General features: G+C 35.7%; 33 protein-coding genes, 1 tRNA gene and 1 pseudogene. 26 read left to right on the forward strand and 9 right to left on the reverse strand.

Going from position 1 to position 25,592, the window contains the following annotated elements:
• Both ACX9YW_RS16720 and ACX9YW_RS16725 read right to left on the reverse strand, forming a co-directional pair.
• On the reverse strand, nucleotides 1–534 hold the full coding sequence (locus tag ACX9YW_RS16720) for a histidine phosphatase family protein (protein WP_460348497.1): 534 nt from the start codon (nucleotides 532–534) through the stop codon (nucleotides 1–3).
• A gap of 3 nt (nucleotides 535–537) precedes the next feature.
• Complete coding sequence (locus ACX9YW_RS16725; protein WP_460348499.1) at nucleotides 538–1,287, reverse strand: phosphosulfolactate synthase; 750 nt, start codon at nucleotides 1,285–1,287, stop codon at nucleotides 538–540.
• A gap of 195 nt (nucleotides 1,288–1,482) precedes the next feature.
• On the opposite strand from ACX9YW_RS16725, the gene ACX9YW_RS16730 reads away from it, so the two are divergent.
• From ACX9YW_RS16730 to ACX9YW_RS16750, 5 genes are all read left to right on the forward strand, one after another.
• Nucleotides 1,483–2,703: an MFS transporter gene (locus ACX9YW_RS16730; protein ID WP_460348568.1), complete on the forward strand. Its 1,221-nt coding sequence runs from the start codon at nucleotides 1,483–1,485 to the stop codon at nucleotides 2,701–2,703.
• A gap of 16 nt (nucleotides 2,704–2,719) precedes the next feature.
• Complete coding sequence (locus ACX9YW_RS16735) at nucleotides 2,720–3,001, forward strand: hypothetical protein (RefSeq protein WP_460348501.1); 282 nt, start codon at nucleotides 2,720–2,722, stop codon at nucleotides 2,999–3,001.
• Nucleotides 3,002–3,101: 100 nt separating this feature from the next.
• On the forward strand, nucleotides 3,102–3,866 hold the full coding sequence (locus ACX9YW_RS16740) for a sulfite exporter TauE/SafE family protein (RefSeq protein WP_460348570.1): 765 nt from the start codon (nucleotides 3,102–3,104) through the stop codon (nucleotides 3,864–3,866).
• Nucleotides 3,867–4,021: 155 nt separating this feature from the next.
• Nucleotides 4,022–4,095 (forward strand) — tRNA-Gly (locus ACX9YW_RS16745).
• Nucleotides 4,096–4,292: 197 nt separating this feature from the next.
• Nucleotides 4,293–4,655: a hypothetical protein gene (locus ACX9YW_RS16750; RefSeq protein WP_460348503.1), complete on the forward strand. Its 363-nt coding sequence runs from the start codon at nucleotides 4,293–4,295 to the stop codon at nucleotides 4,653–4,655.
• Between the two features lie 33 nt (nucleotides 4,656–4,688).
• Here ACX9YW_RS16750 and ACX9YW_RS16755 read toward each other — a convergent pair whose 3' ends face one another.
• Nucleotides 4,689–5,354 (reverse strand): B3/B4 domain-containing protein, encoded by a 666-nt coding sequence (locus ACX9YW_RS16755; RefSeq protein ID WP_460348505.1) that lies wholly within the window; start codon nucleotides 5,352–5,354, stop codon nucleotides 4,689–4,691.
• 77 nt (nucleotides 5,355–5,431) lie between these two features.
• On the opposite strand from ACX9YW_RS16755, the gene queG reads away from it, so the two are divergent.
• From queG to ACX9YW_RS16775, 4 genes and pseudogenes are all read left to right on the forward strand, one after another.
• Nucleotides 5,432–6,562: a tRNA epoxyqueuosine(34) reductase QueG gene (gene queG / locus ACX9YW_RS16760; protein ID WP_460348508.1), complete on the forward strand. Its 1,131-nt coding sequence runs from the start codon at nucleotides 5,432–5,434 to the stop codon at nucleotides 6,560–6,562.
• A gap of 131 nt (nucleotides 6,563–6,693) precedes the next feature.
• On the forward strand, nucleotides 6,694–7,584 hold the full coding sequence (locus ACX9YW_RS16765) for an amidase domain-containing protein (RefSeq protein ID WP_460348510.1): 891 nt from the start codon (nucleotides 6,694–6,696) through the stop codon (nucleotides 7,582–7,584).
• Between the two features lie 216 nt (nucleotides 7,585–7,800).
• Nucleotides 7,801–8,277 (forward strand): tRNA (uridine(34)/cytosine(34)/5-carboxymethylaminomethyluridine(34)-2'-O)-methyltransferase TrmL, encoded by a 477-nt coding sequence (gene trmL / locus ACX9YW_RS16770; RefSeq protein WP_460348512.1) that lies wholly within the window; start codon nucleotides 7,801–7,803, stop codon nucleotides 8,275–8,277.
• A 336-nt stretch (nucleotides 8,278–8,613) separates the two neighbouring features.
• Nucleotides 8,614–9,486: pseudogene (locus ACX9YW_RS16775) on the forward strand (protein prkA); the annotation flags it as partial.
• A gap of 47 nt (nucleotides 9,487–9,533) precedes the next feature.
• On the opposite strand, the gene ACX9YW_RS16780 reads toward ACX9YW_RS16775, so the two are convergent.
• A complete protein-coding gene (locus ACX9YW_RS16780; RefSeq protein WP_460348514.1) occupies nucleotides 9,534–11,189 on the reverse strand; it encodes a recombinase family protein in 1,656 nt (551 codons plus the stop codon).
• A 218-nt stretch (nucleotides 11,190–11,407) separates the two neighbouring features.
• Here ACX9YW_RS16780 and ACX9YW_RS16785 point away from each other — a divergent pair, with 218 nt between their 5' ends.
• The gene (locus ACX9YW_RS16785; RefSeq protein ID WP_460348516.1) at nucleotides 11,408–11,545 is read left to right on the forward strand and encodes a hypothetical protein; all 138 of its coding nucleotides are present in this window, start codon (nucleotides 11,408–11,410) and stop codon (nucleotides 11,543–11,545) included.
• A 126-nt stretch (nucleotides 11,546–11,671) separates the two neighbouring features.
• Nucleotides 11,672–12,178, forward strand: coding sequence for a hypothetical protein (locus tag ACX9YW_RS16790; RefSeq protein ID WP_460348518.1), 507 nt, complete (start codon nucleotides 11,672–11,674; stop codon nucleotides 12,176–12,178).
• Nucleotides 12,179–12,223: 45 nt separating this feature from the next.
• Here ACX9YW_RS16790 and ACX9YW_RS16795 read toward each other — a convergent pair whose 3' ends face one another.
• A complete protein-coding gene (locus tag ACX9YW_RS16795; protein ID WP_460348520.1) occupies nucleotides 12,224–12,526 on the reverse strand; it encodes a GIY-YIG nuclease family protein in 303 nt (100 codons plus the stop codon).
• A gap of 188 nt (nucleotides 12,527–12,714) precedes the next feature.
• Between ACX9YW_RS16795 and ACX9YW_RS16800 the strand changes: the two genes are divergently transcribed.
• From ACX9YW_RS16800 to ACX9YW_RS16850, 11 genes are all read left to right on the forward strand, one after another.
• Nucleotides 12,715–12,870, forward strand: a complete 156-nt coding sequence (locus tag ACX9YW_RS16800) for a hypothetical protein (protein WP_460348522.1) — start codon at nucleotides 12,715–12,717, stop codon at nucleotides 12,868–12,870.
• 127 nt (nucleotides 12,871–12,997) lie between these two features.
• The gene (locus ACX9YW_RS16805; RefSeq protein WP_460348524.1) at nucleotides 12,998–13,378 is read left to right on the forward strand and encodes a hypothetical protein; all 381 of its coding nucleotides are present in this window, start codon (nucleotides 12,998–13,000) and stop codon (nucleotides 13,376–13,378) included.
• A 50-nt stretch (nucleotides 13,379–13,428) separates the two neighbouring features.
• A complete protein-coding gene (locus ACX9YW_RS16810; protein WP_460348526.1) occupies nucleotides 13,429–13,566 on the forward strand; it encodes a hypothetical protein in 138 nt (45 codons plus the stop codon).
• A 103-nt stretch (nucleotides 13,567–13,669) separates the two neighbouring features.
• A complete protein-coding gene (locus ACX9YW_RS16815) occupies nucleotides 13,670–13,996 on the forward strand; it encodes a hypothetical protein (RefSeq protein WP_460348528.1) in 327 nt (108 codons plus the stop codon).
• Between the two features lie 114 nt (nucleotides 13,997–14,110).
• Nucleotides 14,111–14,554 (forward strand): hypothetical protein, encoded by a 444-nt coding sequence (locus ACX9YW_RS16820; protein WP_460348530.1) that lies wholly within the window; start codon nucleotides 14,111–14,113, stop codon nucleotides 14,552–14,554.
• Nucleotides 14,555–15,390: 836 nt separating this feature from the next.
• Nucleotides 15,391–15,573, forward strand: coding sequence for a hypothetical protein (locus tag ACX9YW_RS16825; RefSeq protein WP_460348532.1), 183 nt, complete (start codon nucleotides 15,391–15,393; stop codon nucleotides 15,571–15,573).
• Between the two features lie 160 nt (nucleotides 15,574–15,733).
• The gene (locus ACX9YW_RS16830; protein WP_460348534.1) at nucleotides 15,734–16,765 is read left to right on the forward strand and encodes a winged helix-turn-helix domain-containing protein; all 1,032 of its coding nucleotides are present in this window, start codon (nucleotides 15,734–15,736) and stop codon (nucleotides 16,763–16,765) included.
• Nucleotides 16,766–17,547: 782 nt separating this feature from the next.
• On the forward strand, nucleotides 17,548–17,742 hold the full coding sequence (locus ACX9YW_RS16835) for a hypothetical protein (RefSeq protein ID WP_460348536.1): 195 nt from the start codon (nucleotides 17,548–17,550) through the stop codon (nucleotides 17,740–17,742).
• A gap of 190 nt (nucleotides 17,743–17,932) precedes the next feature.
• Nucleotides 17,933–18,847, forward strand: a complete 915-nt coding sequence (locus ACX9YW_RS16840; protein WP_460348538.1) for a hypothetical protein — start codon at nucleotides 17,933–17,935, stop codon at nucleotides 18,845–18,847.
• 105 nt (nucleotides 18,848–18,952) lie between these two features.
• The gene (locus tag ACX9YW_RS16845; RefSeq protein WP_460348541.1) at nucleotides 18,953–20,311 is read left to right on the forward strand and encodes a DNA cytosine methyltransferase; all 1,359 of its coding nucleotides are present in this window, start codon (nucleotides 18,953–18,955) and stop codon (nucleotides 20,309–20,311) included.
• A gap of 91 nt (nucleotides 20,312–20,402) precedes the next feature.
• Nucleotides 20,403–21,071 (forward strand): DNA-3-methyladenine glycosylase family protein, encoded by a 669-nt coding sequence (locus ACX9YW_RS16850; protein WP_460348543.1) that lies wholly within the window; start codon nucleotides 20,403–20,405, stop codon nucleotides 21,069–21,071.
• A gap of 54 nt (nucleotides 21,072–21,125) precedes the next feature.
• Here the strand turns inward: ACX9YW_RS16850 and ACX9YW_RS16855 are convergent, their stop codons facing one another.
• Together ACX9YW_RS16855 and ACX9YW_RS16860 are read right to left on the reverse strand one after the other, a co-directional pair.
• Entirely contained in the window at nucleotides 21,126–21,512 is a 387-nt protein-coding gene (locus ACX9YW_RS16855; RefSeq protein WP_460348545.1) for a MazG nucleotide pyrophosphohydrolase domain-containing protein, read from the reverse strand.
• 155 nt (nucleotides 21,513–21,667) lie between these two features.
• On the reverse strand, nucleotides 21,668–21,868 hold the full coding sequence (locus ACX9YW_RS16860; protein ID WP_460348547.1) for a hypothetical protein: 201 nt from the start codon (nucleotides 21,866–21,868) through the stop codon (nucleotides 21,668–21,670).
• Nucleotides 21,869–22,023: 155 nt separating this feature from the next.
• Between ACX9YW_RS16860 and ACX9YW_RS16865 the strand changes: the two genes are divergently transcribed.
• On the forward strand, nucleotides 22,024–22,335 hold the full coding sequence (locus ACX9YW_RS16865) for a hypothetical protein (protein WP_460348549.1): 312 nt from the start codon (nucleotides 22,024–22,026) through the stop codon (nucleotides 22,333–22,335).
• Nucleotides 22,336–22,497: 162 nt separating this feature from the next.
• Here the strand turns inward: ACX9YW_RS16865 and ACX9YW_RS16870 are convergent, their stop codons facing one another.
• Nucleotides 22,498–22,710 (reverse strand): hypothetical protein, encoded by a 213-nt coding sequence (locus tag ACX9YW_RS16870; protein WP_460348552.1) that lies wholly within the window; start codon nucleotides 22,708–22,710, stop codon nucleotides 22,498–22,500.
• Complete coding sequence (locus ACX9YW_RS16875) at nucleotides 22,707–22,901, reverse strand: hypothetical protein (RefSeq protein WP_460348554.1); 195 nt, start codon at nucleotides 22,899–22,901, stop codon at nucleotides 22,707–22,709. The genes ACX9YW_RS16870 and ACX9YW_RS16875 overlap by 4 nt, the downstream gene beginning before the upstream one ends.
• 369 nt (nucleotides 22,902–23,270) lie before the next feature.
• Between ACX9YW_RS16875 and ACX9YW_RS16880 the strand changes: the two genes are divergently transcribed.
• The 3 genes from ACX9YW_RS16880 to ACX9YW_RS16890 all read left to right on the forward strand — a co-directional run bounded on the left by ACX9YW_RS16880 (nucleotide 23,271) and on the right by ACX9YW_RS16890 (nucleotide 25,542).
• Nucleotides 23,271–24,146, forward strand: a complete 876-nt coding sequence (locus tag ACX9YW_RS16880) for an ATP-binding protein (protein ID WP_460348556.1) — start codon at nucleotides 23,271–23,273, stop codon at nucleotides 24,144–24,146.
• 78 nt (nucleotides 24,147–24,224) lie between these two features.
• Nucleotides 24,225–24,767 (forward strand): hypothetical protein, encoded by a 543-nt coding sequence (locus tag ACX9YW_RS16885; protein ID WP_460348558.1) that lies wholly within the window; start codon nucleotides 24,225–24,227, stop codon nucleotides 24,765–24,767.
• 160 nt (nucleotides 24,768–24,927) lie between these two features.
• Nucleotides 24,928–25,542, forward strand: a complete 615-nt coding sequence (locus ACX9YW_RS16890; RefSeq protein WP_460348560.1) for a hypothetical protein — start codon at nucleotides 24,928–24,930, stop codon at nucleotides 25,540–25,542.
• The last annotated feature ends 50 nt before the right edge of the window (nucleotides 25,543–25,592 follow it).

Here is a 25,592-nt window from a genome sequence, read left to right on the forward strand (position 1 = left end):
CTAAAAGTCAAACTGCAAAATGATGCACTGGTTGTTGTCGACTGCTAACTTATTCATCTGGTTGATATCTCCATATTGGTGATAAGATACAATGGCTCGTATCCAAGACCCATGGCCGAAAACAAGTAGATTTCGGTACGATTTGTATTTTTCTAAAAAAGTCGTGATTCGCTTTTCTAGGTCATTAAGACTCTCACCTAATACGAGGTCCTTCGGAGAGTTTAGCCATCTCTCACCGTGTTGGACTATTAACTCTGATTTTGGAAGTCCTTCGAAAGGACCAAAATCCAATTCATCTAATAAGCTTTCCGTTTCCGCGGTTTTGCCGTAGAGAAATGCAGTTTGATGGGTTCTCTTTAGCCTGCTTGCTAGAATGATGTCAAAGGGGGCAAGAGTTTTTAATGTACGTTGGTTTTGAGAAATACCTTTTTGGAAAATTTCCGTCACAGGAGCGATGGAGATATCCTTCCGTCCTTGGAGCCAGGTTTTTTTATTCCAATCTGTAGGGAGATGACGAATTAATGTTATTTGCATGAATTATCCCTCCAGAAAAAAGGTTTCACTTCGCAACCCTAGCCGTTGTGTTTCTAACACTAGTACATCGTTTAATCGAACATTTCCAAGGTTGACATTTGGGCCGATTTCATTAATAAAGTACATTTGATGCTTAGCAGTCGGTGCCTCAAAGATGATATTCCGGCTGTCGATGTCATCTAGAATTTCACGAATTAGCCCTTGTTTAATTTGACCGCTTTTTTCATAAATGCCAGATGTGGCCGAATCTCTTCCTTCGGTTATGACATACTGACTGCCCGCTTGCAGTAATAGTTGTATTTCTTTCTTCCACTCCGAAATCGCCATATCTTTCCCAGCATCTTTAGAGCCAACTTCGGCAATTACATTAAAATCCTTTTTAATTTCATTGATGAGCTGAAGCCTCTCCTCTAGAGGTATATCTAACGTTCCATTAGAAATCTCAACCCATTCAATGCCAAGCTCATGCAAGGCTGATAAATACTCAGGAACCTTTTTTTGGTAAAAGCATTTTTCAAAAAAAGTTCCGCCACAATAAGGTTTAATCTGATGTTCTTTATAGAGAGCAATTTTCTCGCGTAATTTTGGGGTAACATAGGCTGAACCGATGCCAATTTTCGCGATATCAATCATGTGATCGTAATCCTCTAAAATACTTCGCAATTCGCCCAACGGAGTTCCAAAATCAATTACTGAGGTTAAGCCATAAGTGCGATGCCCGGAGGTTCGTTTTGGCACATTTAAAAAATCCATAGGGAAAGCGCCTCCTCTATTTTTCTAGGATAGACTATTCAATAACTGGGTAAATGTGTAAATAATGGGCGTTTTCTCTAGAAATTAGGCATTTGCCCGTTTGAATAAACCATCTGACTAAATCAAACAATAGATAGAGAATTATTTTTGTAAACAGGGGGTGTAGAACATTTGGCGAAGAAAAAAAACGGTGGGATGACGATTCTGGCCATCGGTTCCATTCCGCTTATTCTAGTTCTAGGGAACTCGATGCTCATTCCGATTCTCCCAAAGATGAAAACCGAGCTAGACATTTCTCAATTTCAAGTTAGTTTAATTATATCGGCTTTTTCGATTGCGGCTGCGATATCAATTCCGGTGCTTGGCTATTTATCTGACCGTTTTTCGCGGAAGGCAATTATTATTCCTGCTCTGATTTTATACGGAACGGGCGGGCTTCTCGCAGGAGCGGCAGCTGCTTGGTTTTCCAGTCCTTATACCTGGATTATGGCAGGGCGAATTATGCAAGGAATCGGTGCAGCCGGAACTGCACCTATTGCCATGGCTTTAACGGGGGATTTATTTAAAGGTGGCGAGCAAAGCCGGGTATTGGGGCTAGTGGAGGCATCAAATGGTTTTGGTAAGGTTATTAGTCCAATAATTGGATCGCTTTTGGCGTTATTGTTCTGGTATGCGGCCTTTTTCGCATTCCCATTATTTTGCATAATTTCTGTCCTATTGACGATATTTTTCATCAAAGAAAAGAAGGCTAAGAAAGAACCTCCACCAGTTGGAAAATATGTGAAAGGCTTAGCCTCTGTGTTTAAAACCGAGGGGCGATGGCTATTTGCCGCCTATTTAACAGGCGCTACTTGTTTGTTTACACTTTTTGGTATTCTATTTTATATCTCTGATATCTTAGAGAAGGACCATAACATTGATGGTGTACTAAAGGGAGCCATTTTGGCCATCCCGCTTTTATTTATGACGACAACGTCCTATATTACCGGAGCTAAAATTGGTAAAAAAATGCGCTTGATGAAAAAGTTAATTGTCATTGGGCTTCTTTTAATGACCATTTCATTTGCAACACTGATTTATTTTAAAAGTTTGATTCCGTTTTTTGCCATTTTAGTTATTAGCAGTATTGGAACCGGTCTAACACTTCCCTGCATCAATAGCTTTATTACCGGTTCAGTTCCAACCGATCGGCGCGGTTTTGTCACTTCATTGTATGGATCCGTCCGCTTCTTAGGAGTGGCGATTGGGCCACCGATATTTAGTAAGCTAATGGAATGGTCGCGAACAGGTATGTTTTTAACAACCGCGAGCCTTTGTTTACTTGCCTGTATTCTTTGCTTAATTTTAATCCATGTGGCTAAAAAAGAATCATCCAAAGAAAGCGACTCACTGTTTGATAAATTGCAGTTTACTTAGGATAGGAGAGGTTGCCATGCAAATTTATTTTTCCCCTGAGGTGCTAACTCAGCATTTCCAGGTATTAAATGTTGTTGATCAAAAAAATAAAGCTGTCGGAAATGTAGCTGTATTGTTTGACGAAAAAAAACTATATATATACGGAATATTAGAGGAAGAAGGGGTAGGGGAAGATTTTAAGGATTTGCTAACACCTTACTTGAAGGGATTGGCCAAAGCAAAGGAAGGTGTCGATATTTTTACTTGTATATATGTTGGTTGTAAAAAAATAAAACTTGATAAGGACGAGGAAGAATAACACAATTCCACAAATGCCCATAACAAGCTTCAAATGTAATTCATAAAGTGATTCTAGGAGTTTATCACGGCGAGTTATTTGACTAGTTAGAGGTGGCATGATGAGTATTGGTATGATGGTAATGGGGCTTTTTATTGGTTTTTTGGTAGGTCTTACGGGTGTTGGTGGAGCAGCGTTATTAACACCCGTTTTAGTTTTGTTAGGAATAAACCCAGCTTTAGCGGTAGGGACAGATTTAGCCTATAATTCAATAACAAAATTTTTTGGATCCGTCCAGCATTGGCGACAAAAGACGATTAACTTCAAATTAATGAAATACCTAGCATTAGGTAGTATTCCAAGTGCAATCGTAGCCGTTACGCTGCTACATTTATTTGAGGCATTTTTTGATAACCAAGAGCAAATCATCAAACATGCTCTCGGATATGTGCTAATCCTTGTTGCTATAACGACATTGTTCAAGACATTTATGAAAGAAAAGTTCGAGTGGAATTCGTTGCAGCTAAAGTCTTTGGAAGAAAAAAGGGGTTTAACGATCGGAATTGGTGTCTTCCTTGGTTTTATCGTTGGATTAACCTCCATTGGCTCTGGTTCGTTGTTCGCGGTGGCGATGCTTTACTTATATCGATTACGCCCATCCGAGTTGGTAGGCACGGACCTCGCCCACGCCTTTTTGTTGGTAACAGTTGCGGGACTGATGCACGCAGGGATCGGCAATGTTGATTATATGTTAATGTTAAATCTTTTGATCGGTTCAATACCAGGTGTACTTATGGGCAGCACATTGTCGTCTAAATTTCCCGCAAAACCTCTACGGGCAATCGTTGCGGTTATGATTTTAATCAGCGGTTTTAAATTGATATAACTGCTTTGTGAAGAGGAAGGGAAAGTGGGACCTTCCTCACTTTGCAAGGTGATATTACAAAAAATAACGATTTTCGACATATTTCCCGGAAAATATCTTGACCCTCTTGCTAAAAACGTGTAATATAAAGAGGTCAAACGGCTACCAATTTATTTGCGGGTGTAGTTTAGTGGTAAAACCTCAGCCTTCCAAGCTGATGTTGTGGGTTCGATTCCCATCACCCGCTCCATACATACTTGTGAACCAACGCAGTGTTTTATTTCTTAGGGAAATAAAGCGCTGCGTTTTTTATTATTATTATCGTAGGACCAAAGCACTGTTTTTGGTGAAATGTTACAAATTGTTCAATACTTTCCTTCGATATGAAAAGGAGATTGTCTTTTTACATCGAATGTATTAGAGATTTTACTTTTGAGGAGGTTAATGATGAAGAAACTGGTTATAATTTTAGGTGGTTTTGTGATGGCTTTTGGGTTGATGTTTGTATCTGCTGGAAATTCGGTATTGGCTCATGAAGGTGATGATTGTGGTTGCCCAAATGTAGAAATGATTGTCGGAGCAGAGAAAAACAAAATGGTTGCTGAACTATTAAAAAGTAATGGATTTAAGGACTTTAAAAAGTCTTTAATGGAAAATGGCTATTCTTATCGTGGTGTACATGATATCGAGGTTGCCAACTTTATTGATTATGGTTTTATTGCGATTGCTGTTCCCTTTATTAATAAGGATGGTGCAGTTGAGATGAAAGTATTTGTTGATGGAGTATATATGGAGTTTGCACCTATTTAATAAGGGAAAAAGGCTAGCACTACGCTAGCTTTTTTACTTCATAATTTCAAATCGCCCATCCCCACCATGAATTTGAATAAACATATTCATTAACGATTCTGTGAGTTTTTGCCCGTTTTCCAATGGTTGCGATGGCCTTAAATATACAATTTGCAAAGCAGATGTTGTTTCCGTCGTAACGGCAGTTCGAGTCGAATCGACAAATGGACTCCCAAAAGCGCCGTCTGAGTCCACCGAGACAATTAATTTTTCGGCTGTGTTCGCCCTACCATTCAATCCGTTATACTCTTCGTCTGTCTCACCCAATCTGATAGTGACATCTCCATTAATTTTATTTGCATCATACACGCCCATCGGGATTTGATATTGCAAGGAAAAGAAGTTATTGATGTCAATCGCGCTTTGGTTCGTTTCAATGAAGCTCTGCTTTTTGATTCGCCGGTAAAGGGCTTCGACGGATGGGCGATAGCGGTTTGGATCTTTCCCGGTTGTTTTAAAAATCTCGCGCCACTCTCTGATTCCTTCAAGTTCGTTGACATTTTCCTCTTCTAAATCAAAGAATATCGATTCCTGAAATAATCGCAATCTGCCTTTCAGCATCTGAGGAGAATCGGAAACAGTAATATTTTGATAGTGAATGACTCCGATTTTGAAATTAGGAATGATCCTCTTGAGATCCTCTGAAATGTTAATTTCCAAGGTTTCCACCCTCCAAAAATTGATAAAAATAGTTTATCATATGAATGGTATAAATAAAAAGAAAAGGGGGAAGCGGAGTGCGTTTACAATCTCTAAAAGAAGAAATTATTCAATACAGCAAAGAAATTGGCATCGATAAAATTGGCTTTGCCTCGGCGGAACCTTTTACAGAGTTAAAAGCTAGGCTCTTGCGGCAACAGGAATTAGGCTATCAATCTGGGTTCGAGGAGTCCGATATTGAAAAGCGTGTTAATCCGAAATTGTTGTTAGACGGGGCGCAATCGATTATTTCAATTGCCTTGGCCTATCCTTCTAAAATGAAAATTCGTGTCACTAGTAAAAAGGGTGAACGAAGAGGGATTTTTTGCCGCGCTTCCTGGGGCGTTGATTACCACCATATCCTTCGTGACCGACTAAGTAAATTGGAAGAATTTATTTTGTCAAAAGTACCCCAGGCGAAGTTGAAAACGATGGTTGATACCGGTGAGCTTTCTGACCGTGCTGTCGCCGAACGTGCTGGAATTGGTTGGAGCGGTAAAAACTGCGCGATTATTACCCCTGAGTTTGGATCGTTTGTTTATCTAGGTGAAATGATTACAAATATTCCGTTTGAACCGGATATACCAATTGAGGATCAATGTGGCGATTGTACGCTTTGCTTGGAAGCTTGTCCAACTGGTGCCCTTGTGCAAGGGGGGCAAATCAATGCTCAGCGCTGTGTAAGTTTTTTAACTCAGACAAAAGATTATCTCCCAGACGAATTTCGTGAAGCTGTCGGCAATCGGATATATGGTTGCGATTCCTGCCAAACTGCCTGCCCAAAAAATAAAGGCAAAAACTTCTACTTTCATACAGAAATGGAGCCGGATTCTGAAACTGTTAAGCCTTTGCTGCGCCCGATTCTAAGGCTAAGTAATCGTGAGTTTAAAGAAAAGTTTGGGAAACTATCCGGTTCATGGCGTGGAAAAAAGCCAATTCAAAGGAATGCCATTATTGCGTTGGCCCATTTTAAAGATGAAACGGCTGTTATGGACTTGGTGGAGGTGCTGAATAAAGATGACCGGCCAGTAATTCGCGGCACCGCAGCCTGGGCGTTAGGGAAAATTGGCGGGGATGAGGCTAGAGCAGCTCTTATAAAGGCTTCAGAAAAAGAGCAAGAGGACTCTGTAATAAAGGAAATTGAAAAAGGGTTGGAGTTTTATAAATAGGGTGGATTGCCCGTTTTATTTTAATAGAAGAACACGAAATGCTTAGAAAATGGGATACTGTATTCCCAAAATTACCTCTAATGAAATCTCTCCTCCACTCATATGTATTAACATGGAGAGGAGTGATTACATTGAGGTTACAGTTACAAAGGTTACTGGAAGATCGTGCTCGGCAGTGTGTTTCCGATCACCCAAAATCAAGCGAACATAAATGCCCCAAAATAGAAACTAAAAAAACAGAAGCATACAAACGATCAACCGAAATTGTGAAAGCAAAAGCAACGGGAAAAATCTTTCAAAAAGAAACGAACGAAGACATGATGCAGGTAACCTATCAAGTCCATTTTCAATATTTAATGAAGCAAAAAAATCACCTTTATTTAGAGGAGGAAATCGAGCTCCGAAAGGCTGAATTTTTTAAAGGCACGCTTGTAAGAGACGAGGAAATCAAGCAGTCATTATCCCAACTCGCCAATGACCATAGGGAGCACACTAGTCCATCGAACGAGGACTTCGACAAGCGCGTTCCCTATCGGTATGATCGTCTCAGGGCGGTTCAATACGCGGAAACCTGGTGGAATGACTATAACCCTGCTTTCCGGAAATTTCCAGAAAATGATTGCACTAATTTTATTTCGCAATGTTTGTATGCGGGTGGGGCGCCGATGCGGGGATATCCGAATCGTGGCTCTGGCTGGTGGTATCGTAACAACAACTACAGCTGGAGTTGGGGAATAGCCAACACCTTCAAAAACTATCTAAGCAATTCGACTACCGGGCTTAGAACGATGGAAGTTAGCCGCCCGGACCAGCTCATTCTTGGTGATGTCATTTGTTATGATTTTGAAGGCGATGGCCGTTTTAACCATAATACGATTGTAACAGGGCGCGATTATTATGGAATGCCACTTGTGAACGCTCATACGACTAATAGTCGACTGCGCTACTGGTCTTATACCGATTCGACCGCCTACACACCAAACATCAAATACAAATTCTTTACGATTATTGATGATGAATAAAGGCTATTTTCGCATAGGTTGTTGCGTTTCGTATTAGTCTTTAACCCGTATAACCTATAGCTTCGTGGGCATCTTTTCGTAAAGTTTAATGCGAAAATCGCCCGCAAACCTAGCATGGAACCAATATAATGTTCCGTAAACAATAAAAGTTTACGAAAAGAGCCTTTTTAAACGTGGTATAATAGCGATGAAGTTAGATTTTTGAGGTGAAAAATTGTGGCAGTACATGTAGTTTTATATCAACCAGAAATTCCTGCGAACACTGGAAATATTGCCCGGACTTGCGCCGGAACCGATACGACGCTTCACTTGATTCGACCGCTGGGCTTTTCAACAGATGATAAAATGTTAAAAAGAGCCGGCTTGGATTATTGGGAGCATGTGACCATTTTGTACTACGATTCTTTAGATGAGTTTTTTGACAAGAATCACGGTGGAGAGTTTTATTTTATTACGAAATTTGGTCAAAAGACGTACTCTGACTTTGACTATTCGGATAAGGAGAAGGACTATTTCTTTATTTTTGGAAAAGAAACGACCGGTCTTCCGAAGGATGTGATTGAAAAAAATCTCGACCGCGCTTTAAGGATTCCAATGACCGAAAATATTCGCTCGTTGAACTTATCGAACACGGCTGCCATATTAATATATGAAGCGTTAAGACAGCTGGATTTCTTGCATTTACGCAAATAAAAAAAGACCTTAGAAAGGTCTTTTTTTATTTATTAGATCCCGGGCGATCATTGTAACCTGCTGTGAAGATAGCAGCTAAGAACGCAATGGTTACTCCTATTAGTAAAATTGTACCCATTTTATGTATCCCCCTTTTTGTACATTAGTACACATATGCCTATTATATCCTAACTTTTCAAGATAGTGAATGCTATGGCAATAATTTTTTCAAAACAATTACGCAGGCTTTCCCAAAAAAGGACAAACAGACTTAGCTTTAGGTACGAATGTTAGAAGGCTCGGGTGCATAGAGTATAGTAATCGTCTGGTGATGATGCGACAACAGGGGAGGTCTATATGGATATTCTAAAAAAGATTGAGATGTTTCGTGAGGAAGAGGAGAAACTGCGTTGGGAAGGTACCTTTGCCGACTATTTGCAATTGCTAAAAGAAAAGCCATGGGTAGCTCAGTCGGCGCATTCACGAGTATATAACATGATAAAAGATGCTGGGATTGAAGAGGTTAGAGGGAGAAAGCATTACAAGTTTTTTTCGAATCAGCTTTTTGGTTTAGAAGAAGCTTTAGAACGTTTAGTTGAGGAATATTTCCATCCTGCTGCGAAACGCCTTGATGTTCGCAAGCGAATCTTGCTGTTGATGGGGCCGGTCAGTGGTGGTAAATCCACATTAGTTACGATGTTAAAGCGGGGCTTAGAAGCCTATTCTCATACCGATCGCGGTTCGGTTTTTGCCATTAAGGGCTGTCCGATGCATGAGGATGCACTGCATTTGATTCCACATAGCCTACGTCAAGATTTCTATGAGGAGTATGGCATTCGAATTGAAGGTAATTTATCTCCGCTAAATATGATGCGCTTAGAGCAAGAGTATGGTGGGAGAATAGAAGATGTTCAGGTCGAAAGAGTGTTTTTCTCAGAAGATAAGCGTGTAGGGATTGGTACGTTTAGTCCTTCTGATCCGAAATCACAGGATATTGCCGATTTAACAGGAAGTATTGACTTCTCAACGATTGCTGAATATGGTTCGGAATCCGACCCGCGTGCCTACCGCTTTGATGGAGAGCTCAATAAAGCCAACCGCGGGATGATGGAATTCCAAGAGATGTTAAAGTGTGATGAGAAGTTTTTATGGCATTTATTATCGCTTACCCAAGAGGGCAACTTTAAGGCAGGGCGGTTTGCGTTGATTTCAGCAGACGAACTAGCGGTTATTATTAAGACTAAAGAAAGAACCCTTATATATCAAGGGTTCTTTCTTTATTCACCAAACAATAAATCATAATTGGGGAGGATTTTTAACTCAAATTTGGCTTCTCTTCTTCCTCTTCCTTTTTCAATGATATGAACTTCTCCATAATCAATTATGCTTCGTAACAGTTCATTTTTTTGACTGCGATGATGGAGAGAATTATAAAAAGTTAATAAGTCTTTTATTTTCTCTTGTACTTTTGGGATTTCTATGGATTCTTCTTCCACTTCTTCTTTATTTAATATCTCTCTTTTTTTGGATTGAATTTGTTCCAATTGTTCGCGATAACGATTAATGGAATCCATCTGTAATTTTTTCATAAAATCATCTGTGGCAGCATTATAAGAATCGGCAGCAGATTGTAACATTTTCAATACTCTTGTTTCTTCTTTATTTAACAGTTGAATTTCCTCGTCTTTCGATAACCGTTCTCTTCGTTGTTGTTTTTTCTCCATATACTGTTCAATATGTTGGTTAATTTCTTGTGAATCAACAAATGATGTAGAAAGAATCTTCATTAAGGCCTCTTCCACTCTTCGATATTTCACATAACGGGAGCATGGGATACAGGCTAAAAATTCTTTTCGATAATGACTGACTTCTCCACTGCCATCTCGTCTATTATAGGTTTGGTTGCTAACGTTCTTCAACATCTTTTTTCCACATTCATGGCAAGTAAAAAGACCAGCTAATACATCAGGTTCGAAATCAGTATTCACAGGATATTCACGCTTTCTGTTTTCTAACTTATCTTGTGCTTTTTTGAATGTTTCCTTATCCACTAACGGCTTATGAGAATCTACATGAATTGCCCAATCATTTTCATCTCGTACTTCTACAATCCGTTTTAGATTTACATTTCGATTAATAAATCGTTTGGATTTTTGTCCGAAATCATTTTTATGGTATTTCAATTTTCCATAAATAACTGTTCCGATATAAACAGGATTTGATAGGATTCGTTTGACCGTAACGGTTACCCATTTTTTATCTTTTGGAGATGGGATCTTTTTTCGATTTAACATACCTACAATTGCTTGAATCCCCATATCCATTTCTGAATCCACATACCAATTAAATATATCTTTTACGATATTTTCTTCATCAGGATGAGGAATCAGTTTTCTTGATTTCTTATCTAATAAGTAGCCGTATGGGATACTAGAACCTGCCATCCATTTTCCCATTTTGGCATAATTATATCTGGCGCCTACCATACGAGCTTTAATCATTTTTAATTCTTGGTTTGCCATAAAAAAGTAAAAATCCAAAAAACTTTTATCACTTTCATTTCGTGGATCATACACTTTACTTGGAGTGATAATATATATTTTTTTCCATTCCAATAACTTTCTAATCTTTTCACTTTCCCCCATAGAGCTACGACCAATACGAGAGATTTCTTTTACGGCTATCGCATTGAATTTTCCTTCCAAACATTCATCTATGATTTTACTAATTATAGGTCGGTCTTCAAACGTTTCCCCTGAACCAATTTCTTCTCTTTCATCCACAGGAAAAGGTACATCTTTTAGCAATCGTTTCATAAGCATTTTTTGTTCAAATAATGTATTTTCATCTGTTTCTTTTTCTCTGCGTTTATCTTGCCTCGATTTCCGTATGTAACACACACAGTTGAATATATCTTCAGGAAAAAATGACATCGTTTCTCCCTCCTTAGTTTCTATTGTATTCATGTTCACGGTTAGCCACAACCAAAACCTTAGACTAAAAGTATGTAAGATTTGCATAAACAATTCTGACACGCATAAAGTGTAGTAAGGAGATGATGAATAATCAAGAAGAGTAAGCCATCCATTTCCACCCAAAGCGCCATTCTTCATCCTTTGTACGATTCGTATAGGGATACAGAAGGCAATTTATGGATATGGAATACCGAAACCCAAGAATTCGTCTTTTTCGCCTAATGAAAAAGATACTGCCTATTGAGTATTATCATGAAGAGTATCCTGTAAAAGTAGCAACGGTTGGTAATAACAGAGTCTATTGGAAAAAATAGATTCTTCCTCTTACAACGCTTCAGAAAAGCGTCTATATAATAAAAAAGTCCTACAAATAGAAGGACTTTTTTTGTTGCATGGCGAAAAGGAATAATTGGAATTTAACATAAAGGAGAATGAACAGAATGAATGTAGCATCGATTCAAATTTCAAATTTTGAATTACACCGAATTGGAAAGTCAAGCCTCTTTACTGGTTTTGTTGTTAATGGGGATGAGTATGCAGGGATTGTTCAGCAAGATTTTGAAGGGAATTTTGAATTAATCCAATTAAAAGGTGATAATGATAATATTTATGAAGCTTCTTTTCGCAACACAATCGAAGCAAGTCTAATTCAATATATTCAAGACAATAAGGTGAAAGAAATCTTTATCGATGATAATCTTCCTCTTACTACTGTCAACATTCAAGATGTAAAAACCAGACGAATCACCGATACATGGTACCATGTTGATTTTCTATTAAATGATTCCATTGGAATCAATGGAAATTTATCTGTGTCAAACAACATTATTAAATTAACGGGAATCGAAACAGAGGATGGAGTATTAAATATTACGATTGCTCATGAAGATGAAAAAGTGTATATCGAAAAAATCGAGGAAGTATTATTACCATTAATTAAACTATAAGATAGAAGTATGTAAACGAGAAGTGAGAAAATCACTTCTTTTTTTTCATATGGAAGCGAGTTTTTTCTGTAATGATTTTCCTTTTGTGTTGAACCCATACTCGGCATCCGTTGCCCTTAGACAATGAATTAGCCGTTTTTCGAATTTTAGGATTTCCTTTTTATCGACATTCGGCATCTCAATCAATTGAACGAATTCGATTTCGTGTTTGTCCCAGTAGGCTTTTTGAAGTGCTGGACTTGGAAATATACCATTTTTCAATTTGTATAGGTGCGCCTCACACCTCACTAAACATGATTTTGAACTTGCTCCTACATAAAACCTTCGTGTGTTTCTATCACAGATCATATAAATACCTGGTGTGTCTTGAATATAAATACCTTATCATCCTCCTTCATTTTATTATTTGTTATTTTCTGGTATGTATACATTTTTTTATATTCTCACAAATTTTATATTGGGAAAAAAAGTAAAATATTTGTTGACAACCTATCATTTTCGATTATAAAGAGAGTATAAGAAGGGGGAGATAACAAATGGAACATTTCAATATTATTAAGAGAGATACGAAATATGTGTTTACACAAAAGAAAGGTAATTTCCAAGAAGGACAAGAAGTAATCGTACGCTGCTGGGGAGTTATCTTCCTAGAAGACAGTAACAAAGAACATCATAAAGTCAATAATAACTGAAAAAAATGGATCATAGATGGGATAGTCGTGGAGACTTAATGCCTCCTAAAAAAAAATCTGAAAAATTAGTTGACAACCTAATTTTTTGCGCTATAACTACATTAGAAAACGAAAGGGGAGATTTATAATGAATTTAAAAGAGTTAAGTATTACGGATTTAGAGGAATTAAAAAAGCAAATAAACGAGGAATTAAAAAGCAGAGTAACTAAAACCGTTATTTACGAACATGAATGTTCCGACTGTTCTAAACATCATTTAAATAAGTATAAGCATTGGTCAAAAGTGGTAAAAGAAGTGGACATCACTAAAAATAATGGGTACGGAGTCATCGGGGATTTTTTAAAAGTAGACAAACAACACGTAGTAAAAAGTGGTTCAATTATTGTAGAAACTTGTGGAAATGAAGTAATTGCTTACAACGTTACGGAAGAAGGCAAAGAAATGATCGTAAAAGATTCTACAAGTAATTTTGCAAGTTTCTTACAAGAGCTTAATGAATTGATTTAAATAGGAGGCATAACAGCCTCCTACTGATTAAATAAAAAGGGGTGAAGGAGATGAGTAAACAAGAAAAAATAATGGAGTTAGAAAAACGATTTAGAGAAAGTGATGATGTGGTTGAAAAGTTACGACTTCAAATCGAATACAAACGAATCATTCCTTGGTTAGAGGATAAAGGAGGTGATTCAAAATGATGGAGTCTATTTTTCAGCATCGAATCGGTATAGAATTATGTTTGGCTATTATCTTCCTGGGTATATGGGAAACCATTGATATGAACCGAAAGGATGATAAACCATGAGCAATTGGGAAATTCGGAGTCCAAATAAAAAACAGATCTATTTTTGTCTCCGAAAATATGACGGGGAAAAAACCAATGGGATGAGAAGAACATTATTTGAAGAATACATCTTAGAAGGAATGAATAAAAAAGAAGCTTGGAAAAGAGTAATGAGTAAAGTTGGCAGTCAATACAAGCGGTTTAATATCGGCAATGTCGAAAATGAAAAAACCATTCAATTTATTAAAATGTCCTACGATGAGAAGGAAATCGCAAAAATTGATAAAAAGATAGAAGAGTTACGTTTAAAACTTAAAGGGGGAGATAGTAATGAGCAGTTATAAAAAAGAAGAAGCACTAAAAGTTTACATAACGGTCAATGAAAGGATATAAAATTTTATGAAAAATATTCAAACGGTCGAATTATTACTGAGTTAGTCAGTTAGGAAAATGAAATTGTGGTGGTGAAAGTATATGTTTACAGAAATTTAGAGGACTCTGTTCCATCAGCAACAGGTCATGCTTACGAGAAGGAAGGTTCCAGTTTTATTAATAAAACATCAGCCTTGGAGAATTGTGAATCATCATCCGTTAGACGAGCACTTGCACTATTACGATTTGAAATTAAAAAGTCGATAGCCATTTACGAAGAAGTCGCCAATGCCAAATTGAATCAATCCACAAAACCAACCCCTCAAATGAACACTTCATCTTTTCCATCTGAATCAATTACCGAACCTCAAAAAAAGAAGCTCTATGTGGTTATAAGAGAAACGGCTAAAACCAAAGGAATTTCAGAAGAAGAATTGAAAAAAACCATCTTCGATAAAATGAACGTGATTGGAATCGACTTCCTCTCCAAACAACAAGCATCAAAAGTCATTGAATTCTTGCAACAGTAAAACAGTAGGTCAAAACTACTGTTTTTTATCTGGACAAATCATCATAAAAACATTTATTGGAAAATAAAATGTACAGTTACCAAAAAAGGAGGTGATTCAATGAGTCTCTTTTCTTCTACCCCTACTTTTGCTATGTGTCCGAATTGCAATTGTAACGTGAATGATACGAAGGTTTACCGTTGCAGTGATTGTAAAAAAATATCATGTGAAGTATGTGAATCACATGGTTGTTGCGCACATTGTAGCAATACTCTATTTGACAGTACAGACAAGTTAGGGAAAATTAAATCTTATTAAAATAATTTTTCTCCCTCTATTGGTTCCGACGAATGTATGTTCTGTAATAGAAATATGTAATAATTTCTCCGATTATTTCTCTTTTGTTCATGTTGGAACTCTATTGGTAATATTCACCATTCTAAAGCCTTCGGGCTTCTTTTTTTTGCCTTCTATTTTTTTAATTATTTTCCATATTTTGATTGACAATTCACCGAAATCATAAAGAGAAAAAGCACCTGAAAAATACCAATAATAAGTTTTCTACGTATCTTTGGAATGGTCAAATCATGCGTTATACTAACAACGAAAAAATTAATCTAACGATTTCAAATTTTTTTAACCAGTTTGTAGGCTAAATATATAACGTTTAAATGCTAAAGGGGGAATTGATATGAGACCAAATATTTTTGAAAGAAGAAATCAGCCAGTGATTCGTTTTCACACAATGGAGCATATTCGAGATGCCATTAAGGAATATGCGATTGAAAATGAACATCTGTACAGTTGATTGTCGAAAAATTAGTGATTGAATTTTTAAAAGAAAAAGGGAGATTGTCATGATGGAAATTTATAAAGTGATTTTTTTCTTAAAAGAGAAAGGTCGAGGTCGATGGACGACCAATTGTTTTGCTCATACCCATGAAGAAGCAGTTAGAAATGCTAAAAAGAATTACATCCAATACTGGGGTTTCCAAGAAGACGATTTTATCGACATGAATAAATACGTGGAAAAAATATAGGAAAAGAAAAAAACTCGTGCGTCGATTCACGAGTCCTTCAATAAATTATCCCTACTTCATATATACCAAAGTTAGAGAATATTGCAACAAATTTTTTGAAGGGTTTATAATTCTTTTCCTCCATATATAGAGTGTGGTTTTAAAAGAGGAGGGATAATATTTGAAAAATGGATTTAGCAAGGAATATAAAGAAGCCGTAATAAAAACAACTAATCAAATTCTAAATGATGATAAACGAGAATTGCATGAAAGGGATCGTTTATATCATTCTCCAGATGGAAAAACAGTCATGATTCCATATGGTTCGACCATTCTCACGCCAGCTTGTAAAGCAACCTATAAAGAGAAAAGGGAACGGGAAAAAGAAAAGCTTAAACGTGAGAAGGAACTGTTAGAACAACAAAAACGAAATAAACGTTTAAGAGGAAAGCATTTTATTCAAGTCTATGTGAATCGGATTGTAGAAATGAATCAGAAGAAAACTTTAACGATGACTCAATCAGGTGAATTCTTAGACCTACTACAATCTATGCAATTAGATAAGGATGGCTTATTAATTAAAGGGGGAAAAATCATGAATTTTAAAGATATTCAAAACATCTTAAAGAAAGATAAAAAGGAAACGAGGGTATTATTGAACAGATTTATTCAAGAAGGACTTATCACGGAAATAAAAAGTGGAGAAAGAAAAAGTAACATCTATCGTATCAATCCACAAGTGGCAAAAATGGGTAAAACAGAAAATGGTCATGAACGTTTCGTGAAAGTTTACAAGAAGACATATCAGGAACTAACGAAGGACTTAAAGAAACCCCAAAAAGGAATTCTGTTACATATGCTACCATTCTTCAATGTTCATTATTATGTATTGTGTGGAACACCATTGGAAACAGAAATTGAAAAAATTCAACCATTCAACTATAAGGAATTGGCTAAACATATTTCAGTTAGTGAAAACACATTGTATAGCCACATTAAGGCAATGAGGGATGCAGGTATCATTTTGGAAGCAAGGGGGGAAACCAAATTGATTTACATCCATCCTGATTTAATGTTAGGTCTAGATGATGAGGAAAATGTGGAATATACCAACAATATCCGTTCCTTATTTGAACAACAAAAACAAATCGCAGAAAAGAAAGATAACTGGTTTGACCAATATGCCCATTTGGCAAAATTAGCACAGGAATAAAAGCATCGGTCGTGATGCTTTTTTCTCTATCAATTAAAAAGTGGGGGATTTAAGACAGACAACTGTAAAGTAAATGATAACCATTCTCGATTATGATTAGTCAACCCCAAAAAAACCCCCCAGTCGACCCCAAAAAACCCCTCCAGTTCATAATGCCATCTATCCCTTGGGGGAGTAAGGATGAAAGCAGTTTTTGGGATTTTTGTCCTCTTATTTCTATTAAAGAACTTTTAATTGTTAATTTAACATTATTAGTTTATTAAGCTGCTATCGCAGCTTGAACGTCACATCTTTCAGATGCTCTGTTCGTTAGAAAGATATTTGTTTCTATTGTTTTTAAACCATAACATCATTATTTTGACATTTTTTAACCAAGATAGGTATTTATTCAATAAAACCCAAATGGATCTAATTTAAAGGGATCGTGAATAATTTCACATTTGTTAAGTAGGACTTATACTCGTCGCTATCGCTCCTCAAACAATTGTCACTTCGCGTTGCTACGTTCCCTTTCTCTTTAAAAAAGAAAAGGCAAACCTCTTCTATTGGTAGGGCATTTTTTAATAACCAAAAGGGATCATTTTAAAAAGGTTTGGAACAACTGTAAGTGTCCACGAGTGGTGGACAAATTCCAAAGAAATTCAAAAACAAAGACAAATGCGCCTTTTGCATTTGTCCTTTTAAAGGAAAAAAAGCACAATCAAAGGGGGCACAAAGCCCCCGTACTTAAACGGAATTCACGCCTTAAAAAGACTTATAAAATAGGAAAGGATGTTACATATATGTCATTGGATTTAATGAAAATCAAACAAAGTAAGGATGTGAAAGACCAATTGGTTTTAGAGATACGGTTGATAGAAGGTAAAAAAGCACTTGTTGTCACTACTAATACACAAGATGTCCTTTTTGAACCTCATGAAGGATATGCTGATGATTTTTTTGGAATTCGTAGGGATTTACCCGAGAATGAAAAGTAAAGCCTTTAAATATGCCTAAAATCGAATATGATGAAGTAACACAAATGATACTCGATAACTTTGATTAACAGACGATAAAATTCTCTTCTTTGTTCACAAATTTGTGGAACTTTTTTACTAGATTAGCAGGATTTACATATGTCTATCTGGAATCTATTACCTACGAAATACAAAATAGTAGGTGATAGATTTGCCAAAGTATAAAGATTTAGAAGCTAAAATTATACAAGTCATTAGAAGAGATGGTGAATTCAGATTTGGTAACCGTGTTTGGAGGGTAATTGAAGTAGATAGCCCTCGACCAAGCTCTGGTGAATGTAAAACGGATGTTTATGTTCTTGCTGAAAGTAATGGTGAAAGTAAAGAGTTCAAGATTTCTGTTAAAACAAGAACGACCAATGAATTTCAAGAAAACAAAATAAAATCAGAACGAGCTGAAAGTATTTTTGGTATCCATTATCAAGACATCATAGAACGAGCCGCACGAAGTATTGAAGATCGTTTCTATTCACAACCACTTGTATTTGCCGTAAAAAGTAGAAGAACAGATCCAAATTCAATCACAATGGGTTGGAAGCTTGAAATAACTTCTAAACCAAGACCTTTAGGAGTTAGGGTGCCTTTATCGGATGAGGAAATTAGGGAATTTGTGTATAAGGGAAGCAATTTACCATCAAGATTAAAAGATGCTTACGTGAATGGACGTATCGTTCGCAATAGTGGAGTGGCGGAATATATGGTTTATTTAGATTTATATGATTTTCAAACTGCCAATGAAGTGATGAATCATATTCAAGATATAGATACTGCCAAATTTCCAGATATGTATATTGCTTTTACAGCTAATAATTTCTGTACGAACAAAGAAGTTCGAGAATCATCAGCTAGGTCAACCGATAATAAACGGGATTTAGCGGTTCGCGTTGAATATTTTTTACATAATGGAAAATTAGATCGACATATTCATTTTGACCATCCATTGGAATTAACTGGTTTTGATGTAAAGTTGCAAACATTACCTATCCTTAGACAATTAGGTAAAATTCATCCATCCAGTATGAGACCTACTGATTTTCATGAACCCTCTTTATTTTTCAATGTATGAGGATATTAGACCACTCTTAAATTGGGTGGTCTTTCTTATTGAAATGATAGAAAGGTTCCTTTAGACTAAGAAGTATGACTTAGTGTCAAAAAGGAGTAAATAGACATGAAAAAAGACGAACTAGAAAACGAAGAATTAGAACTAGATACCGAAGAAGCCGAATTAATTAATGCGGTAACGTTAAATAAACCTGGTAGAGGTAAATTTAAACCAGCTCCTAATTATAATCCAGATGATGTTAAGAAAATTTTATTTGAAAAAATCGAAGAAGAACTTACGAATAAGGTTGAAGAAACAAGCGATTTTGATGAAAGTGAACTAGACAATAAAGATGATAGATTTAATTTAGTTTCACTGTTCTGTGGTGCTGGCGGTTTAGATTTAGGAGTGGAGTTAGCTGGTTTGGCTGCCGTCATCGGTGAGGAACGGGCATTGGAAGCTTTTAAAGACAAAGATTATTATAATTCAGTTAGACACGAAAGTATATTCCATAAAATTTATGCAAATGACTTCTTTAAAGAGGCATTAGAAACAAGCCAGAAGAATTTCCCTGAATCAGCTTATTTTCACAATAAAGATATACGTAAAATCCATCATTTTCCAAAAGGGGACATCGTCCTTGGAGGGTTTCCATGTCCTGGGTTTAGTGAAGCTGGTCCAAGACTTGTGGATGATGAACGAAACTTTTTATACTTACACTTTATCCGATGCTTAATTCAAGCAAAACCTAAAGTTTTCATCGCAGAGAACGTAAAAGGGATGATGACATTAGGAAAAGGTGAAGTATTCAAACAAATTAAACAGGATTTCGCGGCAGCTGGATATAGAATTTATGACAAATTGCTCAACGGTAGAGACTACGGCGTTGCGCAAATCAGAGAGCGTGTGTTCTTAGTTGGTGTAAGAGAGGATATTGATTTTGAATATATCTTTCCTGAACCGACCCACGGTGATGTCGAACCAACTCTTTTTAATGATGATCCAACAGCCTTAAAACCTTATGTCACATTGGAAGAAGTCATTGGTGATTTACGGGATAATCCTGGACCCTATTTTACAGGAAGCTACTCAACCATTTTTATGAGCCGAAATCGTAAAAAGAGATGGGATGAACAGAGTTTCACTATTCAAGCAAGTGGTAGACAAGCGCCAATCCATCCAGGTGGACTTCCAATGGAAAAATTGGGACCAAATGAATGGATATTCCCAGATGGTGAGGAAAACAACCGAAGACTTTCAGTAAAAGAAATAGCCCGTATTCAATCATTCCCTGATTGGTGGGAATTTAGTGACGGTGGAAACATGAAAGTTTCCGAAAATAATCGAATCGATAAATTATACAAACAGATTGGTAATGCCGTGCCAGTATTGTTAGCTTATGCTGTCGCTAAACCGATTGCAGAGTGGGCTGTTAGACAACTCGCAGAACAAAATCAACAGGAATTGGAACCAGTGAGACCTTAGTTGGTCTCTTTTTTTGGCTATCAAGGGATTCACTCCCATCCTTGAACTCTGTTACAATAATAGGTAACAACTAGCAGAAATGGAGAATTGAATGATGAATCCTTTTATTTTGACGTTAGAGGATGACAGAGTGCAAACGCTTTGTAAGCAAGATGAATTATTAGGGAAACTAATACATATGGTGGGTTCCATTACTGATATTACCTTAAATACAGACTATTATCGTTCCATGGTGAGAGGAATCATAGGTCAACAGTTGTCGGTGAAAGCAGCGGGAACTATTGCTAACCGTGTAATGGCTGTATGGGAGGACTTTGAACCTGAAAAACTAAAAAACGTTACGGATGAAGATTTAAGAAATGCAGGAGTCTCATGGGCAAAAATCAAATATATTCGCCATTTAACAGAAAATGTCTTAACAGGGGAGTTAGATTTCAATACGCTACCAAAATTAAGCGATGAAGAAGTCATTCAGAAATTAACCAAAATCAAAGGAATTGGGAAATGGACAGCGGAAATGTTTTTAATTTTTTCATTGGGACGTTTAAACATTTTGTCCCATGGAGATGTAAGCATTCAAAATTCAATACGATGGCTGTTTCAAATCCCAAAAGAAGAACCTCTAGACTTAGATTCTCTTTATCAGAAATGGAATCCCTATAACTCTGTCGCTTCCTTGTATCTATGGGAAGCCCTTGACCGAGGAATCATTAGTCAGCATCCAAATGGCATTATTGAAGTACATGAAACCCAATCATAAAGGAGTTAACCTAATGTTTTGTAAAAAGAGACCTTAATTAGGTCTCTCTTTATTTTACTTATTTGGAATCATTCTTATATCTTTATTTTTTCGTTGTTTGACTTCTGCCACTTTAGAATAAAAACTTTGTTCTAAATCAATATCAAAGAAATTAGCTATTTTACAAATGTAAGCAAGGCAATCAGCCATTTCTTTACCTAGGTCTTCTTTTATTTGTCCTTTGGATAGTTGGAATGCTTCATTTTCATCCATACCATCTTCGACCAGCTTATGAGTTTGATTAAATGCTTTTCGAAGCTCTTCTGCCAGTTCGGCTACTTCTGTTGTCAGTAACATGTAATTGTTAAGAAGCGATGAACGGCTCATTTGATAATTTTCATTGCTAATTTCCCAATTCATTTCTTGTTGGAATTTTTCTGCAAAATCTTGTAGCTTTTTCATTGGTAAACCTCTTTCTTTAGAAATATAAAAAATTTTGGCACAAAAAATTATCTTGACCATATTATGGGTATATGACCATACCTTTTGTACAAAAGGTAATATTCCTCTTTGGCGAGGAAAAGGAAGAAAGAGACCTAAACAAGGTCTCTTTTTGTTTAATCATAAATTTTAATAGAATGTCCTTCTGATGTCACTTCTTCCGTAAACGTGACTTTAAAGTCTTTAAGGATGTTGGTGACATATGGACCAATTTCATCCGAACTCTCACCAACCACTAAAATTTCCATGTGTTGAAATAATTCCTGAATCACGTTAGCCACATCTTGAACTGTGCCAACTACTTCTACTTGTTTCAAATTCCCTTCACCCCTATTGTTATGGTATAAAGCTAGTTTACCATTTCGTCAATTCTTTTTGTCGATTATTTGAACAATTTGTCAAGTTAGTTAGAATATTCCAAACATCCTGTACAATTAGCTTTGTAAGTCAAAAACATAAAAGGAGGATTTGAATGGAAGCAGTCTTTGAACCAACTCTCAAGATAGACAACCAAATTTTGTATCAACACGATTACTTGGAAGGGATGTTAATTAACCCACAAGATTTGAACAAGGCAATGATTGTGTTTAGCATTAAATTAGATAAGACCTACACCCTACATATCTACAAACTTCAACTTCTAGACGGTAACCAATACGGAAATGAACAGCTTATCGCCACCAAGACCTTTACTACCAAGACTAGCATGGAATATTTCATCAAAACGTTCTCTAGATATAACTCCCAAGAATTTGACGATTTTCTAAGAAAACACGATAAATAAGAATCAAAATAGAGATCGGCTACATGGGGTCTCTATTTTTTATAGTAATTTTCAATTAGGTTTAATTCGATTCAATCAACCACAGTAGGAATTTATCAGTACCATATGGAATATCTTATTATCTAGTTGTGAAAGGTTGCAAACAAAAAAAATCAGAACTCATCATGTGAATTCTGATTTAAGGTTATAGGATAGTAATAAAAGCAAACAGATGTAATCATTTTTTACTCTTGGTTCTTCATTTAGGCGATCAATGACAAACTCCAACACCTCTAAATACTCATCTACCACTTCTTCATCACAGATGATTTTTCTCCGTTTACTCCAGGGTTTTAATAATTTCTCGTACATATCGAAGAGTTCCTTATCTTTCATGAAAATTCCTCTCGCAAATTAGAGCTAATAATCCGTAGCAATGTCAAATCCTCCACATAGACGGAAGGTTCAGCTTCCAATTTTAAAATGATATAGTCGAGTGCATTTAAGTGGATAAATGCAAAATCTTCCCTACTTATCATTCTATCTTCCTCAAAATGCCCAAGCAACTCACGAAAGTGTTCATTCATTTCTTTTTCCGTTTTTCATTACCTCTCTTTCCTACTTTTAACATATGAGAGCGGAGTGATTTTATGAAGAATCTTCGGTCTGCAATTTATTATTACTGTAAAAATAGGAAATGTATCACTTGAATAAAGTGGTATAATTAACATAAAAAGTTAGTCAGTCCTTATTGTGAATCTCAATAACCATATCGATTTATGAAGGTGATTGGTACGGTTAGGATTAATAGGGGAAGTTAATTTTGCAACGATTGATAAAAAGATAATAAATAATCTTTAGTAAAAGGTAATTAGGATGTTAACTATCCTGAAGAAAGACTATTGTTTATTTAGGGTAATAAATTGTTAAAACATTTAGTTTTATAAGGTTGTGAAATGACTGTGAATTACTCAGGAGAAATCAAAAATATTTTTAATGTTGATAGTTTACTTCAAGGTTTTTCCTCTGTGATGGATATACCATTTGGAGGTGAAGAAATAAATGTCGATTTGTCAAAAGTTACTTTCATATCTCCTTTAGGAGCAATATCACTTTTATTATTATTAGATAAATTGGACCAATCATTTTATGTGAAATTGACACCTCCAGTTGATTCTGTTGTTTCTTACATAGAAAGAATGGATTTTTTAGAACACTGTACAGAGGAAGTCTATAATTGCTTTGATGAGCATTGCGACTTAGAGGCATTATCAAATCGTCAGCGAAATGATAAAAGTAATGCATTACTAGAAATTACCTCTGTAAAAGAGGCACAGGATGTAGATATTGTAGATGAATCAACCCGAAAAATCTTAACAAATCATGGTATGAAAAGTAGAGATGCAAATAAAATAACAAGAATTGTAACTGAACTAGTATCAAATATTCTTGATCACAGTAAAGGGAATGGATATACCGCTATACAATATTATCCTAGCCATGATAAGGTACAAATTGCGATAGGTGATAATGGTATGGGCATTGTCAATGCATTAAAACCCACAGTTTTAGAACAAAAAAATAATAAACCAATTACAGACTTGGAAGTAATTCAACATGCATTCGAATGGAGAACTAGCTCCAAAGAGGAAACTGAAAGAGGTATTGGTCTATTTGATACACGTTCATTAGCATTTGAAAACGTAAAAAGGACATCATTTTTCTTAAAAACGCATAAAGAAATCTATCATATAACCAATGAAAAGATTTTGGTAATGGATAGTAGTGAATATTTTCCTGGAACTTATATTTCGTTAGAGATTACATTTTAGTAGTTGACAAATATTAAATATATCGATATGATAATTTTAGATTTCAATTTTTGAATTGAAAACGAAAGGGACATTGATGTGATAAAGTTAGAAATAGGAATCGCCAATTTACTAATGAGAACAAAATTGACACCAATAAAAGATGAATTATTAACACTAATTAAATCATATCCATCGGGTACTGTTTTTTATTATGATTTTGAAGAAATTCAGGGAATAAATACATCTGGTGTAGATGAATTAATTGCGAAAGTAATGAAGCATTTAATATCCAATGAAGAGGATAAATTCTTGGTATTAAAAAATCTAAAAGAAGAAATGTACGAGCATCGATTTAATATTGACTATTCTTTAAGTCGTTTAGATATAGGAATAGTTGAAATGCTCCCTGATGGTAAAGCGATGTTTTTAGGCAAAGTTTCAGATACACACAAGGAATTACTTGAATTGGTTTATGACAATCAAAAGATTTCAGCTAGAGCAATTACAGATTTAACAGGAAAAAAACTTTCATTGGTTAGTACCCATTTAAATAAACTTCACTCTTTAAGATTGATTAATCGAAAGGAAGAATTATTAATAGATGGGGGAAGGCAATATATATATCAAGGTCTTTTTTAGGGCATAGCCCTAAAAATTTTACACCGATTTCAAAAAATAAATTGAAAACGGACGATTATTAATAGAACTTCTGAAAAACAGAAAATTTTTTAAATGGATTTCAATTTTAAATTTGAAAATGACTTGAAATATAATGAAGAAAAAATAAGGAGAATAAAACGTGAAGAAGAATTTCAAAGGTTTTGGAGACGGAAAAGAATATTTGTTAACAATTGTGAAGACAAGGTGGTTCTCCCCACTAACCCTATACCAACTTGCCCAAATGAAACGAAGGTTAGTTCGTAATTATAGTGAAAGTGAGCTTCGTACGTTAAGAGTTAGTTTAAATGCTAGTCATGCCAAATACTCTAATTTTACTCCATTAGGAATATTTCTAACGATTATGTTTAGCGGCTGTTTTTCTATCTTATCAAGTTTTTCAATGGTAGCTATTCAATATGGAACCAATATTTATATGGAATTTTTAAAGGGTAATTTTGAATCCAATTCTGAAAATCCATTATCTTATCAATTATATCAAATATTGCAGAAAGACTTTAACGATAAAAATGTTTTTCAGGTTATACAAGATGTTTTTATATCAAACATTTCATCATACTTTCAACTTTTTGGTGTGTTTTTACTAGCAATTTTAGGAGCTTTAATCTTTTATTATGTCAGATTTAACAAAGTTTCAAAATTAAAGTTTCTAATAGATGAGGCTATTGAAGAGAAAAAATGTCAGAATGATCAATCCATATCAATGATAAAAGGTGATAAAGCCAATCTGTTGTAACTGCTAATCTATAATTAACAGTTTTCGCTAATTAAGAATGAACACTTTAT

The organism is Pseudoneobacillus rhizolycopersici (assembly GCF_054786815.1).

What these genes read in the sequence shown, in the direction of transcription:
- ACX9YW_RS16720 (WP_460348497.1), bottom strand. Translation starts at nt 534, where the DNA reads ATGCAAATAACATTAATTCGTCATCTCCCTACAGATTGGAATAAAAAA.
- ACX9YW_RS16725 (WP_460348499.1), bottom strand. Translation starts at nt 1,287, where the DNA reads ATGGATTTTTTAAATGTGCCAAAACGAACCTCCGGGCATCGCACTTAT.
- ACX9YW_RS16730 (WP_460348568.1), top strand. Translation starts at nt 1,483, where the DNA reads ATGACGATTCTGGCCATCGGTTCCATTCCGCTTATTCTAGTTCTAGGG.
- ACX9YW_RS16735 (WP_460348501.1), top strand. Translation starts at nt 2,720, where the DNA reads ATGCAAATTTATTTTTCCCCTGAGGTGCTAACTCAGCATTTCCAGGTA.
- ACX9YW_RS16740 (WP_460348570.1), top strand. Translation starts at nt 3,102, where the DNA reads ATGAGTATTGGTATGATGGTAATGGGGCTTTTTATTGGTTTTTTGGTA.
- ACX9YW_RS16750 (WP_460348503.1), top strand. Translation starts at nt 4,293, where the DNA reads ATGAAGAAACTGGTTATAATTTTAGGTGGTTTTGTGATGGCTTTTGGG.
- ACX9YW_RS16780 (WP_460348514.1), bottom strand. Translation starts at nt 11,189, where the DNA reads ATGTCATTTTTTCCTGAAGATATATTCAACTGTGTGTGTTACATACGG.
- ACX9YW_RS16785 (WP_460348516.1), top strand. Translation starts at nt 11,408, where the DNA reads ATGGATATGGAATACCGAAACCCAAGAATTCGTCTTTTTCGCCTAATG.
- ACX9YW_RS16790 (WP_460348518.1), top strand. Translation starts at nt 11,672, where the DNA reads ATGAATGTAGCATCGATTCAAATTTCAAATTTTGAATTACACCGAATT.
- ACX9YW_RS16795 (WP_460348520.1), bottom strand. Translation starts at nt 12,526, where the DNA reads ATGATCTGTGATAGAAACACACGAAGGTTTTATGTAGGAGCAAGTTCA.
- ACX9YW_RS16800 (WP_460348522.1), top strand. Translation starts at nt 12,715, where the DNA reads ATGGAACATTTCAATATTATTAAGAGAGATACGAAATATGTGTTTACA.
- ACX9YW_RS16805 (WP_460348524.1), top strand. Translation starts at nt 12,998, where the DNA reads ATGAATTTAAAAGAGTTAAGTATTACGGATTTAGAGGAATTAAAAAAG.
- ACX9YW_RS16810 (WP_460348526.1), top strand. Translation starts at nt 13,429, where the DNA reads ATGAGTAAACAAGAAAAAATAATGGAGTTAGAAAAACGATTTAGAGAA.
- ACX9YW_RS16815 (WP_460348528.1), top strand. Translation starts at nt 13,670, where the DNA reads ATGAGCAATTGGGAAATTCGGAGTCCAAATAAAAAACAGATCTATTTT.
- ACX9YW_RS16825 (WP_460348532.1), top strand. Translation starts at nt 15,391, where the DNA reads ATGATGGAAATTTATAAAGTGATTTTTTTCTTAAAAGAGAAAGGTCGA.
- ACX9YW_RS16835 (WP_460348536.1), top strand. Translation starts at nt 17,548, where the DNA reads ATGTCATTGGATTTAATGAAAATCAAACAAAGTAAGGATGTGAAAGAC.
- ACX9YW_RS16845 (WP_460348541.1), top strand. Translation starts at nt 18,953, where the DNA reads ATGAAAAAAGACGAACTAGAAAACGAAGAATTAGAACTAGATACCGAA.
- ACX9YW_RS16850 (WP_460348543.1), top strand. Translation starts at nt 20,403, where the DNA reads ATGATGAATCCTTTTATTTTGACGTTAGAGGATGACAGAGTGCAAACG.
- ACX9YW_RS16855 (WP_460348545.1), bottom strand. Translation starts at nt 21,512, where the DNA reads ATGAAAAAGCTACAAGATTTTGCAGAAAAATTCCAACAAGAAATGAAT.
- ACX9YW_RS16865 (WP_460348549.1), top strand. Translation starts at nt 22,024, where the DNA reads ATGGAAGCAGTCTTTGAACCAACTCTCAAGATAGACAACCAAATTTTG.
- ACX9YW_RS16870 (WP_460348552.1), bottom strand. Translation starts at nt 22,710, where the DNA reads ATGAAAGATAAGGAACTCTTCGATATGTACGAGAAATTATTAAAACCC.
- ACX9YW_RS16875 (WP_460348554.1), bottom strand. Translation starts at nt 22,901, where the DNA reads ATGAATGAACACTTTCGTGAGTTGCTTGGGCATTTTGAGGAAGATAGA.
- ACX9YW_RS16880 (WP_460348556.1), top strand. Translation starts at nt 23,271, where the DNA reads ATGACTGTGAATTACTCAGGAGAAATCAAAAATATTTTTAATGTTGAT.